The organism is Williamsia sp. DF01-3, assembly GCF_023051145.1.
In the GTDB taxonomy this organism is placed as follows: domain Bacteria; phylum Actinomycetota; class Actinomycetes; order Mycobacteriales; family Mycobacteriaceae; genus Williamsia.
On the sequence record NZ_JALKFS010000005.1, the window covers coordinates 2715073 to 2728890 of the forward strand.

Below are 13818 nucleotides of genomic sequence, written 5' to 3' on the forward strand. Positions count from 1 at the left end.
CGGTCGGGCCTGGGCCAGTCGTCGCCGGGTACTGGGTACGCTGAAGCGCTGTGCACCTCAAGAGCCTGACCCTGAAGGGCTTCAAGTCCTTTGCGTCGGCAACCACTCTGCGTTTCGAACCGGGGATCACCTGCGTGGTCGGTCCCAACGGTTCGGGCAAGTCGAACGTTGTCGACGCGCTCACGTGGGTGATGGGGGAGCAGGGCGCGAAGGCGCTGCGCGGCGGCAAGATGGAGGACGTCATCTTCGCCGGCACCTCCGGTCGCGCCCCACTCGGGCGGGCCGAGGTGACCCTCACCATCGACAACTCCGATGGTGCACTGCCCATCGACTACTCCGAGGTGTCGGTGACCCGCCGGATGTTCCGCGACGGGGCTGGTGAGTACGAGATCAATGGCAGTTCGTGCCGACTGATGGACGTGCAGGAGCTCCTCAGCGACTCCGGCATCGGTCGCGAGATGCACGTGATCGTGGGACAGGGGCGCCTCGCCGCGATCCTGGAGTCGCGACCGGAGGAACGCCGGGCGTTCATCGAAGAAGCTGCCGGCGTTCTCAAACACCGTAAACGCAAGGAAAAGGCCGTCCGCAAACTCGACGCGATGCAGGCCAACCTGGCACGGCTCGGTGACCTGACCGCGGAATTGCGCCGCCAACTCAAGCCGCTCGGTCGCCAGGCCGAGGTCGCCCGCCGTGCCCAGACAGTCCAGGCAGACCTGCGTGACGCCCAATTGCGGCTTGCGGCAGACGATCTCGTGACCCGACGCTCCGAACTCGCCGAGCAGAGCACCAGTGAAGCCGAACTGCGCCGTCAGCAGGACGAGTACGCGCACCAACTCGATGAACTGAACGCGCAGGTGAGTGAGAACGAGGAACACCTGGCTCAGATCGTGCCCGCGGCGAACGAGGCCGGTCAGGCGTGGTTTGCCTTGTCGGCGTTGACCGAACGCGTCGGCGCCACGTGCCGGATCGCCGACGAGCGCAGCCGGTACCTCAGTGAACCCGTGCAGGCCGACTCCGGTCGCGACCCTGATGAACTCGAGCGCCAGGCAGCTGTCGCAGCGGAAGAGGAGACGGCACTGGCCGACGCGGTCGATGACGCGGCGCTGGTGCTCGACGAAGCCAAAGAGACTCTCACCGGCCGGGAGCAGGCCGCGGCCGCTGCGACGCAGGCCCATCTCGCCGCGGTACGGGCAGTCGCCGACCGACGCGAAGGGCTGGCCCGACTGGAGGGCCAGGTCGACAATCTGCGCACGAAGGTCGAATCGATCGATGCCGAGACCACACGCCTCGGTGCTGCTATCGACAACGCGGCCGCCAGAGCCGAAGCAGCACAACAGGAGTTCGAGGCCACCCAGGCCACCATCGCCGAACTCGACGCATCCGAACTCGGGCTCGACGAACATCATGAGCGCAGCGTCGCCGCGCTGAACCAGGCCAACGAGCGGGTGGCAGAACTCCAGGCCGCAGAGCGGGCAGCAGAACAGCAGGTCACCTCGCTCAAGGCGCGCATTGATGCCCTCGCGGTGGGACTCGAACGCAAGGACGGCGGGGCCTGGCTACTGGAGAACCGAGGCGGGTCGCTACTCGGCCCCATGTCGTCGCTCCTCAAGGTCGCCGACGGCTACGAAGCTGCGGTCGCCGCGGCGATGGGTCCGGCCGCCGACGCGGTCGCGACCGCAGATCTGCCGGCTGCCCGCACCGCGTTGTCAGCGTTGCGAGAGAACGAAGGTGGCCGAGCCGCGGTGCTCATCGGCGGGCTGGAGCCGGCAGGCCGGGGAACCGGATCGCTGCCGCACGGTGCCACATGGGCGCTCGATGTGGTCTCGGCACCCGCCGAACTGCGCGGCGCACTGGAACTGCTCCTCGGATACACCGTCATCGCCGACAGCATCGACACCGCTGAGCTCGTGCTCGACTCTACCAAAGCTGCTGTGCCACATCTTGGTTCACTCCGGGTGGTCACCGCCGACGGCGACCTCATCGGCGCCGGCTGGCGCAGTGGCGGTACCGGCGACCGGCCGTCGACCATCGAGGTGCAGTCGGCGATCGATTCTGCCGCGGCCGAACTCCAGGCGCCCAGCGGCGCAGCGAGGAATTGGTGGCGGCACTGGCCGGCGCCCTGACACAGCAGACCGACCGCCGTGAAACGGCTGAACAGGCGTTGGCAGCTCTGCACGAATCCGACGCCCAGCTCGGTGCGGTCTACGAGCAACTCGCCCGGCTCGGTCAGACCGCGCGGGCAGCCCAGGAAGAGACGACCCGCCTCGTCGGTCAGCGTGCCAAGGCAGAACAGGGCCGAGCCGAGGCCATGGCCAAACTCGCCGAGTCGGAGGAGAGGCTGAGGCTCGCGCGCGACGACAGTGCCGTCGGCGACGAGGGCGACGACCTTCCTGACAGCGACCGCGACACGACTGCGGCTGCGGTCGCGGCGGCGCGCTCGGTGGAGATGGAAGCGCGGCTGGCGTTGCGCAGTGCCGAGGAGCGACTGTCGTCGGTGCGAGGCAAAGCGGATTCGCTGCGCCGCGCGGCCCGTGCAGAACGGGAGGCGCGGGCGAGGGCTGAACGCCAGAATCGTGCCCGCCGCCATGCCGCCGACGTGGCGGAGGTGGTTCTCGAACAGGGTGAATTGATCGCCGCGCGGCTCGACATCGCTGTGGCGCAAGCTCAATCCCTTCGCGACCGGCTGGAAGCCGAACGAGCGTCGCGAACGCAGGCTCTCGATGTTGCCAAGAAGGCCGCGGCGGAGGTCGGGACCCAACTGGCGGCACTGCGGGACGCGGTGCACCGCGATGAGGTGGCCAAGGCCCAGGTGTCGATGCGAATCGAACAGCTCGAAGAGCAGATCATGTCCGACTTCGCCATCAGTCCCGACGACCTGGTCGCCGAGTACGGTCCCGATGTCGCACTGCCGCCGACCGATCTCGAGATCGCCGAGTACGAACAGGCCAAGGAACGCGGAGAGATCGTCGTGGCCCCGGCCCCCCTCCCGTACGACCGCGCCACTCAGCAGGCCCGTGCCAAAAAAGCGCAGCGGGACCTGAACACGCTGGGCAAGGTGAATCCGCTGGCACTCGAAGAGTTCGCTGCGCTCGAAGAGCGCTACAACTTCCTCTCGACCCAACTCGAGGACGTCAAGAAGGCCCGCCAGGACCTGCTCGATGTGGTGCAGGACGTCGACAACCGCATCTTGCAGGTGTTCAGCGAGGCCTACGCCGATGTCGAGCGGGAGTTCGTCGAAGTCTTCAAAACCCTGTTTCCCGGCGGCGAGGGGCGACTCGTGCTGACCGATCCGTCCAACATGCTGACCACCGGAATCGAGGTGGAGGCACGTCCACCGGGCAAGAAAGTGAAGCGTCTGTCGTTGCTGTCAGGTGGGGAGAAGTCGCTGACGGCGGTGGCGATGCTGGTGGCGATCTTCCGCGCCCGACCGTCGCCCTTCTACGTGATGGACGAAGTCGAAGCCGCATTGGACGACACGAATCTGCGCCGGCTGATCACGTTGTTCGAGCAGCTTCGCGAGAAGTCGCAGCTCATCGTGATCACGCACCAGAAGCCCACGATGGAAGTCGCCGATGCCCTCTACGGCGTGAGCATGCAAGGAGACGGCATCACCACCGTGATCTCGCAACGCATGCGTGGGCAAGATGTGGGTGCCCCGGCCGGCTGATTTCCGGTTCACCCGACCCTGGCCAGAACCACCGAGAAGTCGCCCGCATGGTCGGTCCAGGTGTGAGTGTGCTCGAGTCCTTGGCGCGCCATTTCCTGGTGCAGCACATCGAGGTCGAACTTGGTGCTGATCTCGGTGAGGATCTCGGCCCCTGCCGGTAACTCCCACGTTCGTTCGATGGCGCCGAAATGGGCCACGACATTCCGACGGGCACGCAACCACATCTCGATGCGATGTTCGGGGGGATTCCATCGGGCGATGTGCTCGAAGTCGTCCACGTACAGCCCCTGGGCGTCCAACCCGGTGCGCAACACCTCGATGACGTTGCGATTGAAGTCTGCGGTCACCCCGGCCCGGTCGTTGTAGGCGGCGATGAGCCGACCGGTGTCCTTGATGAGGTCGGCGCCCAGGAGAAAATAGTCGCCGGGCTTCAGGGAACGCGCGATCCGACCGAAGAAGCTCGCCCGTTGGGTCTCGTCGAGATTGCCGATGGTCCCGCCGAGGAAGATGGCCATTCGCGGCCCGGGGTACGTGGACAGAGTCAGGTCGGGGTCGTTGAAGTCGCCGTCCAGTGGCTGAACCGAGATGGAAGGGAACTCGGCGGCGATGTGCTGTGCCGACGACGTGAGCATCTCGACGCTGACATCGAGGGGTACGTAGGTGAAACCGTCGTCGGAGGACGCGGCGTCATGAGAACCGGCGAATGACTGCAGAAGTAGCCGCGTCTTCTCGGACGTTCCCGACCCCAGTTCGATCATCGTGCGGGCGCCGGTTGTCGAGACGATCTCCGACCGATGCCGATCGAGGATCTCGGTTTCTCGGCGCGTCGGGTAGTACTCGGGTAGACGCGTGATCTCGTCGAACAGTTCGCTGCCCCGTTTGTCGTACAACCAGCGCGCAGGCAGCACGGGCGGCTGCTGCCACAGGCCGGCTACGGCATCTTCGACAAGCCGCGGATTGATGGCCTCGCGTGAATCGGACAATGTCATCTCGCCAACCGCAGTCCGCTGAAGGCCCACCGAGACGCGGCGGGGAAGAAGTTTCGGTAGGTGGCTCGCTGATGACCCACGGGCGTCACAGCGCTTGCTCCGCGCAGCACGTGCTGGTCGCTCATGAACTTCCCGTTGTATTCGCCAACGGCCCCGTTCGCCGGAACGAAACCGGGGTAGGGGAGATACGCGCTCGCTGTCCATTCCCAGACGTCGCCGATCATCGTGGCGCCTGCGGCGCGCGGATGACACCGACCGGGGTCCAACAGCGTGCCCTGCGGGGGAGCGAGCGTCAACGCGGCTGCCTCCCATTCGAACTCGGTGGGCAGGCGTGCTCCTGCCCACCGCGCAAACGCGTCTGCCTCGTAGAAGGAGACGTGCAGAACCGGTTCGGCATCGACCACCGGCCTACGCCCCGACAACGTGAACGTGGTCCACGTGCCGTCGTCGAGACTCCAGTAACCGGGCGCGTTCTGTCCGGTGGCCTGGACGTTGGCCCATCCGTCCGACAGCCACAGCTCCGAACGCCGGTAGCCGTCGTCGGCCATGAACTCGCGCCATTCGGCGTTGGTGACAAGCCGGTTGGCGATCTGGAAGTCCTGCAGGAACACGGTGTGTCGTGGACCTTCGTTGTCGTAGGAGAAGCCGGCTCCCGAGGCGCCGACGTCGGTGAGACCCCCGGACACCGAATGCCACTGCAGGGCAGTTGCTTCGGCAGGCTGCCCGTCGGGTGCCCGCTCGACATATTGCGGCGCGAACGGATGGGTCGAGAACAGATGCTTGATGTCCATCAGCAGAAGTTCCTGATGCTGCTGTTCATGGTTGCAGCCGAGCTCCACCAGCCGCAGGGCTTCCTCATCGAGTCGGCCATCCCTCATCGCCGACACCACCGCGGCGTCGACGTACTCCCGGTATCTGGTCACTTCCTCCACACCGGGGCGGGTCACCAGACCTCGGTGGGGGCGAGGGTGCCTCGCCCCGACGGCCTCGTAGTAGCTGTTGAACAGATACCGGAACGTCTCGTCGTACACCGTGTAGTCCGGATCGGTTCGCAGGATGAATTCCTCGAAGAACCAGGTGACGTGCGCCCGATGCCATTTCGCCGGGCTCGCGTCGGTCATCGACTGCGGTACCTGGTCTTCCGGGGACAACGGATCGGTCAACGCATCGGTGAGGCCTCTGACGTCGAGAAAGTGGGAGGTGAGGGCGGATTGGTCGACCGTGATGCTCATGTTCGTCTCCTGGGAAGGGTCAGGGCGCAATGAGTATGGAGGAGGTGTCTGACAATCACGGTACGCGGTGACCGTGTCGTGGCCGTCGCAATTTCGCCCAGAGACGAAGCGGAGCGGAGCTCGACTCTCGGGCGGAGACGAAGCGGAGCGGAGCTCGACTCTCTGGCAGAGACGAAGCGGAGCGGAGCCGGGTTCTGTGGCAGAGGGGATGTGAGACAACGTGGCCCGCATTGGGGGGTGCTGGTCGAACCACTCGGCGCGGTGGCCTGGCAGACTGAGCGCGTGAACACCACCGCCGTTATCGCGATCGTCGTTGTCGTAGTCGTGCTGCTGCTCGCCCTGGTGGCGACCGGTTTGGTGCTGTCTCGGCGACGGCGAATCTCGCTGCGCGACAGTGCCGATCGCACCCCGTCGGACGGGTCGCGGCAGGTCGACAAGTCCGGTGGGTACAAGGCCGGGGGAGGTTTCTCCTTCACGCAGGGCGGAGCGACCGCGCTGGCCGAACCGCCGAAGACCGGTGACACGCCGACGATCGAGCGCACCGACACCGACGGTCAGCCCGGTGTCGGCGACGATGCCGCGATTCCCCGTGACGCGCCCAAGCGGGGTTATACCAACGTCCCGCTTCCCGAGCCAAAGGTCGACGAACCACGGTCGCCGGCCGTTGATGAACAGCCCGCGACAGAGGTGGGGGGCGCGGAACCGACCGTCATCGAGCCCGACATCGTCGACCCGGCGATCGTCGAACCGGAGGTCGTGGAACCGGCGATCGTCGAGGATTCAGTAGTCGAGACGCCTCTGCGCGAGCCTCTCGCTCCCGCGGAGCCGATCTCGGACACGACCGTCGAACCCGCTCCACCCGGCCGGGTGCTCGACGACATCGCCCCCACCGCCGGCCGTCTGGGTCATCTGCGGGGCCGGCTCTCACGGTCACAGAACGCGTTCGGCAAGAGCATGCTGGGCCTGCTCGGTGCAGGCGACCTCGACGAGGATTCCTGGGAGGAGATCGAGGACACGCTGCTTCTCGCGGACATCGGGACGTCGGTGACCATGGCCGTCGTCGACGAGCTCAGGACTGCACTGGCCGCCAACCCTGTCAGCAACGCAGCCGAGGTCCGTGCGTTGCTCCGCCGTGTGCTGATCGGACAGATCGAGCCCGACCTCGACCGGTCCATCCGTGCGCTTCCCCATGCGGGCACCCCGTCGGTGCTGCTGGTCGTCGGTGTCAACGGCACCGGTAAGACCACCACAACCGGCAAACTCGCGCGTGTTCTCGTCGCAGATGGCCGCCGGGTGCTGCTGGGGGCGGCGGATACGTTCCGCGCCGCCGCGGCCGACCAGCTGCAGACCTGGGCCGAACGAGTCGGCGCCGAGGTTGTCAGAGGTAAAGAAGGAGCGGATCCGGCGGCGGTGGCATTCGATGCAGTTGCCAAGGGCGTGGCCGAAGGCGTCGACGTGGTCATGATCGACACTGCCGGCCGACTGCACACCAAGACCGGCTTGATGGATGAGCTCGGCAAGGTCAAGCGGGTCGTGGAGAAGAAGGCCGCCGTCGACGAGGTCCTGCTGGTCCTCGATGCCACCACAGGTCAGAACGGACTTGCGCAGGCAAAGGTGTTCGCCGACGTCGTGTCCATCACCGGTGTGGTTCTCACGAAGCTGGACGGCACCGCCAAGGGTGGCATCGTCTTCCACGTACAGCGTGAACTGGGTGTCCCCGTCAAACTCGTCGGGCTCGGAGAGGGCGCAGACGATCTCGCGCCGTTCGAGCCGGAAGCGTTCGTGGACGCCCTGCTGGGCTGATCGCCGAATGGTTCCCGCTGCGTAGACGTCGACACAAGGTTGCCGACTTCTCCGATTTGCGTGGATTTCGGTCGCATCGTTCGGAGAGCCACCTGCGACGACATCTGGACGAAACACGGCTCCCAGCTCCGTTAACACAGCGGCAACGTGCTATCGCCACCACGGAAACATGGAGCAAGCAACCTTCTCGACAGGTCAACGGTGCGGCAAGAATGCCGCGGCGGGAACAGCTCGAGGAGGACTGAAGGTGGCGGATTATCCCGTTATGGATTTGCCGGATACAGGTGATACGGCATGGATGTTGGCGAGCTCCGCGCTCGTATTGCTGATGACGCCTGGTTTGGCGTTCTTCTACGGTGGCATGGTCCGTGCGAAGAGCGTTCTCAACATGCTCATGATGAGCGTGATCTCGATGGGCATCGTCACGGTGCTCTGGTCGTTGTACGGCTTCTCGGTCGCGTTCGGAGAGGACAAGGGCAATTTCATCGGTGACCCGACGCAGTACTTCGGTCTCGATGGGGTCATCAGCGGGAACGCGGCCCCGGAAGTTCTGGCCGACCCGGCCACCGGCACCGAGCCCGCAGCTGAAGTCGCCATCCCGATGTTCGGCACGATCCCGCTCGCACTGTTTGTTGCCTTCCAGCTGATGTTCGCCATCCTCACCGTGGCCTTGGTCTCCGGCGCTGTCGCCGACCGCATGAAGTTCAGCGCCTGGGCCGCCTTCACCGCCCTGTGGTCGACCTTCGTCTACTTCCCGGTGGCTCACTGGGTGTTCGCGTTCGACGGCTACACCGGTGAGACCGGTGGCTGGATCGCCAACAAGCTCAAGGTGATCGACTTCGCCGGTGGCACAGCGGTTCACATCAACGCCGGTATCGCCGGTCTGGTTCTCGCGGTCATCCTCGGCAGGCGTCAAGGCTGGCCCGGTACCCCGATGCGCCCGCACAACCTGCCGTTCGTGATGCTCGGCGCCGGCCTGCTCTGGTTCGGCTGGTACGGATTCAACGCCGGTTCGGCGGTGTCCGCCAACGGAACTGCGGCGAGCACCTTCTTGACCACGACGATTGCCACGGCAGCGGCAATGCTCTGCTGGTTGCTCGTGGAGCGGATCCGTGACGGTCATGCCACCACACTCGGCGCGGCGTCGGGCATCGTTGCCGGCCTCGTTGCCATCACCCCGGCCTGTAGCGCCGTGAACACCTGGGGCGCCTTGATCATCGGCGCGGTCGCAGGCATCCTCTGTGCGCTGGCCGTCGGTCTCAAGTACAAGCTCGGCTACGACGACTCGCTCGACGTCGTCGGTGTCCACCTCGTCGGTGGCCTTGTCGGCACCATCCTGATCGGGTTCGTCGCGGTCGCCGACACCTACTCCGGTGTGGACGGTCTGTTCTTCGGCGGCGGCGTCGACCAGCTCTGGCGCCAGGTCGTCGGTGCGCTCGCAGTGCTCGCCTACTCGGCGGTTGTCACCGCAATCATCGCGCTCATCTTGAAGTTCACCATCGGTCTCAAACTCGACCCCGAAGCCGAGTCCGAGGGTGCCGACGAATCCGAACATGCTGAATCCGCGTACGATTTTGCATCACTGGGCGGGTCCAGCACGCAATTTGGTCACAGCGTTCCAGTGGCCGCAACGGCCAAGGAGGGATGATCTAAGTGAAGCTCATTACCGCAATCGTGAAGCCATTCACGCTTGAAGACGTCAAGGCGGGACTGGAACAAGCCGGTGTCGTAGGTATGACGGTCAGCGAAGTCCAGGGTTATGGACGTCAGAAAGGCCACACCGAGGTGTACCGCGGTGCGGAGTACTCGGTGGACTTCGTCCCCAAGGTCCGCGTGGAGGTCGTCGTCGACGACGCCGCCGTGGACAAGGTGGTCGACGTGATCGTGGAAGCGGCCCGAACCGGCAAGATCGGTGACGGCAAGGTGTGGGTGTCGCCGGTGGAAGCGGTTGTCCGGGTTCGTACCGGAGAACGCGGCGGCGACGCGCTGTAAGACACAGTGCCATTCGTACGTGGCGGTCGCGGTCCTGCCTCCGAGGAGCCCTCGGGTGCAGGACCGCAGTCGTCTCATCTGACACCTGCTGCGGCGACCGATCTGGTGACGGCCCGCAAGCAACTGCTCAGCCGGGTGGACGGGCACAAGCGCGTCGACGCCCCGGCATTACGCCGGGTCCTGGTGGACCTGCACGACTTCTGGCTCGCCACGAAGGCGGCCGAGATCGGGATCAAACCGGGTAGCGGCTTCGCCATCGTCGCGGTCGGGGGCTGGGCAGACAAGAGCTACTTCCGCATTCTGATCTGGATCTCATCCTGCTCCACGACGAGATGGATCCGGCGCTGGTCGCCGAGACGGCGGATCAGATCTGGTATCCGCTCTGGGACGCCCACATCAAGCTCGACCACAGTGTGCGCACCGTCCCGCAGGCACTCCAGGTGGCTGCGAGTGACATGACCGCGGCGCTGGGCCTGCTCGAGGCACGGCACATCGCGGGCGACGAGGAGCTCTCGAAGCTGCTGATCGGCGGAGTGCGGCAACAGTGGCGCACCGACATCCGCTCGCGATTTCCTGCGCTGGTCGACCAGGCGCGGGAACGGTGGCGGCGCAGTGGCGACATCGCGCACCGCGCAGAGCCCGACCTCAAGTACGGCCGCGGCGGTCTCCGTGATGTGCACATGCTCGACGCGTTGGCGATTGCCCAGCTCACCGACGGTATGGCGACGTTGCGCCCGGACTCACCCGGTGGAGGGCTGCGACAGGCGTACACCCGGTTGCTGGACGTGCGTACCGAACTCCACCGGATCACCGGGCGACCCCGTGAACAGCTCCGTGCCCAAGACGCCGACGAGATCGGCGCCGCGCTGCGCATCGGGGACCGGTTCGATCTCGCCCGAACCATCAGCGACAGTGCGCGCACCATCGGTTACGCCGTGGACGTCGGTTTGCGGACGTCGTCCAACTCGCTTCCGCGCAAAGGGCTTTCGAAACTCCGCCGATCTCCGATCCGTCGTCCGCTGGACGAGGGGGTGGTCGAGCACAACGGCGAGGTGGTCCTCGCGCGCAGTGCCCTGCCCAGCAAGGACCCGGGCCTGATCTTGCGGGTTGCCGCAGCATCCGCCCGGACCGGGCTGCCGATGGCTGCGTCCACGCTCGCCCGGCTTGCTGATTTCGCGCCCGAGCTCCGTGAACCGTGGCCCGCCGATGCCCTCTCGGACCTGCTCGTCCTGCTCGGCACGGGACCGCACATGATCGCCCCCATCGAAGCGCTCGACCGAACCGGCCTGTGGGGCAGGCTGATCCCCGAATGGGGAGCAGTGCGAGATCTTCCGCCTCGCGACCCCATCCACACCTGGACGGTGGATCGGCATCTCGTCGAGACCGCCGCCAATGCGGGTTCCATGACGACGCGGGTGTCGCGGCCCGACCTTCTTGTCCTCGGCGCGCTCATCCACGACCTCGGCAAGGGGCGTGGCGCCGACCACAGCGTTGTCGGCGCCGAGTTGGCGAACCAGGTGGGCAACCGTATCGGCCTGTGGCCCGACGACGTCATGATCTTGTCGAAGATGGTCCGGTACCACCTGCTGCTACCGGAGGTGGCCACCCGTCGAGATCTTGATGACCCGGCGACGGTGCAGGGGGTGGTCGACACCCTCGGGGGGTCAAAGGTGCTGCTGGAATTGCTTGCCGCCCTCGCCGAGGCCGATTCGCTGGCCACCGGACCCGGCGTCTGGGGAGACTGGAAGTCCTCACTCATCGGGGAACTCGTGCGCCGATGCCTGCGCCTGCTCGACCGAGGTGAGCTGCCGGTTCCCGAACCGCTCACCGCCGAGTTGACCGAGCTCGCCGAGGCCGGCGGTGTCAGTGTCGAACTGGTGTCGACCGACAATCCGCACACGTTCTCGGTCACGATGATCGCACCGGAGCAGCCGGGATTGCTGTCGCGGATGTCCGGTGTGCTGGCGTTGCGGGGTCTGCGTCTGCTCAGTGCCTCGGTACAGACCCATGCGGGCAGTGCCGTCAACACCTTCCTGGTGTCACCGCTGTTCGGTGAGCCTCCCGAGGTCGGTCTGCTGCGACAGCAACTCATCCAGGCGGTCGACGGTGGCATCGACGTGATCGCCCGGCTCGATGTGCGTGAGCGTGAGACACCCGTGCCGACCCCGCCCGAGCAGGTGGGCGGGTCCGAGGACGCGTCCGTTCCGGCCGTGCCCGCCCTCTTCGCCCAGGCCCCTCCGAAGGTGCTCTGGTTCGACGGATACGACGACAACAGCGTGATCCTGGAACTGAGGGCCAGTGACCGGCTCGGTCTGCTGGCGCGGGTGAGCGCGGTGCTCGAACACCACGGTGCGAACGTCACCTGGGCCAAGGTCGCCACCCTCGGCGGTTCGGTGGTCGATTCGTTCTGCATACGTCTGCCTGGCGATGGACCCTCCACACGGGATCGCCTCGAAGAGTCGATCCTGGCGGTGGTACCGCCGCCGGCGCCGCCACGCGAACCAGAGGAGGACTCCGGTAAATCCGGGGTGCCGATAGGCTAGGGGGATGTTCGACTCCCTCTCCGGCCGGTTGGCCGATGTACTGACCGATCTGCGCGGCAAGGGCAAGCTGTCCGACGCGGACATCGACCGTACTTGTCGCGAGATCCGTCTCGCCCTGCTCGAAGCAGACGTCTCGCTCCCGGTGGTCCGCGGATTCATCAGCCGCATCAAGGAACGGGCGAAGGGCGCCGAGGTCTCGGGTGCCCTGAACCCGGCCCAGCAGGTCGTGAAGATCGTCAACGAGGAACTCGTCACCATCCTCGGCGGCGAGACCCGCCGGATCCGGTTCGCGAAGACTCCGCCGACGGTGATCATGCTGGCAGGTCTGCAGGGTGCCGGTAAGACGACGCTCGCGGGCAAACTGGCGTCCTGGCTCAAGAAGCAAGGGCACACGCCCATGCTCGTGGCCTGTGACCTCCAACGTCCCGGCGCCGTCACCCAGCTGCAGATCGTCGGTGAGCGGGCCGGGGTACCGGTGTTCGCGCCCCACCCCGGCACCAGTGTCGGCGGCACCGGCGAGCTGGGTGTGTCCTCGGGCGACACCCTGTCCGAGCCGGTCGAGGTGGCCCGCGCGGGCGTCGCCGAGGCCAAGACCAAACTTCACGACATCGTGATCGTCGACACCGCGGGCCGGCTCGGTATCGACGAAGAGTTGATGCGTCAGGCCAAAGGCATCCGGGACGCCGTACAGCCCGACGAGGTGCTGTTCGTCCTCGACGCGATGATCGGTCAGGACGCGGTGGCGACCGCAGAGGCGTTTGCCGAGGGCGTCGACTTCACCGGCGTGGTGTTGACCAAACTCGACGGCGATGCGCGCGGCGGTGCCGCGCTGTCGGTCCGGGAGATGACCGGCCGTCCCATCATGTTCGCCTCGTCCGGTGAGAAACTCGAAGACTTCGACGTCTTCCATCCCGACCGCATGTCGAGTCGGATCCTCGGCATGGGCGACGTGCTCAGTCTCATCGAGCAGGCCGAAGAACATTGGGATGCGCAGCAGGCCGAGGCCGCGGCCACCAAGATCACGCAGGGCGAGCTCACCCTCGAGGACTTCCTCGAGCAGATGCTGATGATCCGAAAGATGGGGCCGATCGGCAACCTGCTGGGCATGTTGCCCGGTGCCGGTCAGATGAAAGACGTGCTGTCGCAGGTCGATGACAAACAGCTCGACAAGGTGCAGGCCATCATCCGGGGCATGACGCCCGCCGAGCGCGAGAACCCCAAGATCATCAACGGCTCCCGGCGCGCCCGGATCGCCAACGGTTCGGGTGTCACCGTCAGCGACGTGAACCAACTGGTCGACCGCTTCTTCGACGCGCGCAAGATGATGTCGCAGATGGCGGGTCGGATGGGCGGGATGCCCGGCGGGAACCGGAAGGTCAACCGGAAGAAGGGCAAGAAAGGCAAGAAGGGCGGACGGGGCCCGACACCTCCCAAGGTGCGCGGCGGTATGCCCGGGATGGGTGGCATGCCGGGCATGCCGGCCGGGTTCCCGGACCTGTCGAACATGCCCGCCGGTCTTGATCAGTTGCCGCCCGGACTCGAGGGGATCGACGTCAGCCAGTTCCAGCGGCCGAAGAAGAAATAGCGGTAGC

The 13818-nt window shown here is 66.0% G+C and carries 6 protein-coding genes and 2 pseudogenes; 6 read left to right on the forward strand and 2 right to left on the reverse strand.

Annotated features, from left to right (window positions below; genetic code table 11):
• The first annotated feature begins 50 nt into the window (after positions 1 to 50).
• Positions 51 to 3667 (forward strand): annotated as a pseudogene (smc, locus tag MVA47_RS14930) (chromosome segregation protein SMC).
• An 8-nt stretch (positions 3668 to 3675) separates the two neighbouring features.
• On the opposite strand, the gene egtD reads toward smc, so the two are convergent.
• Entirely contained in the window at positions 3676 to 4656 is a 981-nt protein-coding gene (gene egtD / locus MVA47_RS14935) for an L-histidine N(alpha)-methyltransferase (protein ID WP_247208498.1), read from the reverse strand.
• The gene (gene egtB, locus MVA47_RS14940; protein ID WP_247208499.1) at positions 4653 to 5888 is read right to left on the reverse strand and encodes an ergothioneine biosynthesis protein EgtB; all 1236 of its coding nucleotides are present in this window, start codon (positions 5886 to 5888) and stop codon (positions 4653 to 4655) included. The genes egtD and egtB overlap by 4 nt, the downstream gene beginning before the upstream one ends.
• Before the next feature lie 282 nt (positions 5889 to 6170).
• On the opposite strand from egtB, the gene ftsY reads away from it, so the two are divergent.
• The 5 genes and pseudogenes from ftsY to ffh all read left to right on the forward strand — a co-directional run bounded on the left by ftsY (position 6171) and on the right by ffh (position 13811).
• Positions 6171 to 7691 carry a signal recognition particle-docking protein FtsY gene (gene ftsY, locus MVA47_RS14945; protein WP_247208500.1) on the forward strand — a complete coding sequence of 507 codons (1521 nt, stop codon included), beginning with the start codon at positions 6171 to 6173 and terminating at the stop codon, positions 7689 to 7691.
• Between the two features lie 265 nt (positions 7692 to 7956).
• Entirely contained in the window at positions 7957 to 9339 is a 1383-nt protein-coding gene (locus MVA47_RS14950; RefSeq protein WP_247208501.1) for an ammonium transporter, read from the forward strand.
• A gap of 5 nt (positions 9340 to 9344) precedes the next feature.
• The gene (locus MVA47_RS14955; RefSeq protein ID WP_023960328.1) at positions 9345 to 9683 is read left to right on the forward strand and encodes a P-II family nitrogen regulator; all 339 of its coding nucleotides are present in this window, start codon (positions 9345 to 9347) and stop codon (positions 9681 to 9683) included.
• A gap of 6 nt (positions 9684 to 9689) precedes the next feature.
• Positions 9690 to 12226 (forward strand): annotated as a pseudogene (locus MVA47_RS14960) ([protein-PII] uridylyltransferase).
• 4 nt (positions 12227 to 12230) lie between these two features.
• A complete protein-coding gene (gene ffh, locus MVA47_RS14965; protein ID WP_099384887.1) occupies positions 12231 to 13811 on the forward strand; it encodes a signal recognition particle protein in 1581 nt (526 codons plus the stop codon).
• Positions 13812 to 13818 lie beyond the last annotated feature (7 nt).

Bases quoted from the DNA above. Each gene is read 5' to 3' on its own strand.
- egtB (WP_247208499.1), bottom strand. From the start codon at position 5,888: ATGAGCATCACGGTCGACCAATCCGCCCTCACCTCCCACTTTCTCGAC.
- egtD (WP_247208498.1), bottom strand. From the start codon at position 4,656: ATGACATTGTCCGATTCACGCGAGGCCATCAATCCGCGGCTTGTCGAA.
- ffh (WP_099384887.1), top strand. From the start codon at position 12,231: ATGTTCGACTCCCTCTCCGGCCGGTTGGCCGATGTACTGACCGATCTG.
- MVA47_RS14950 (WP_247208501.1), top strand. From the start codon at position 7,957: ATGGATTTGCCGGATACAGGTGATACGGCATGGATGTTGGCGAGCTCC.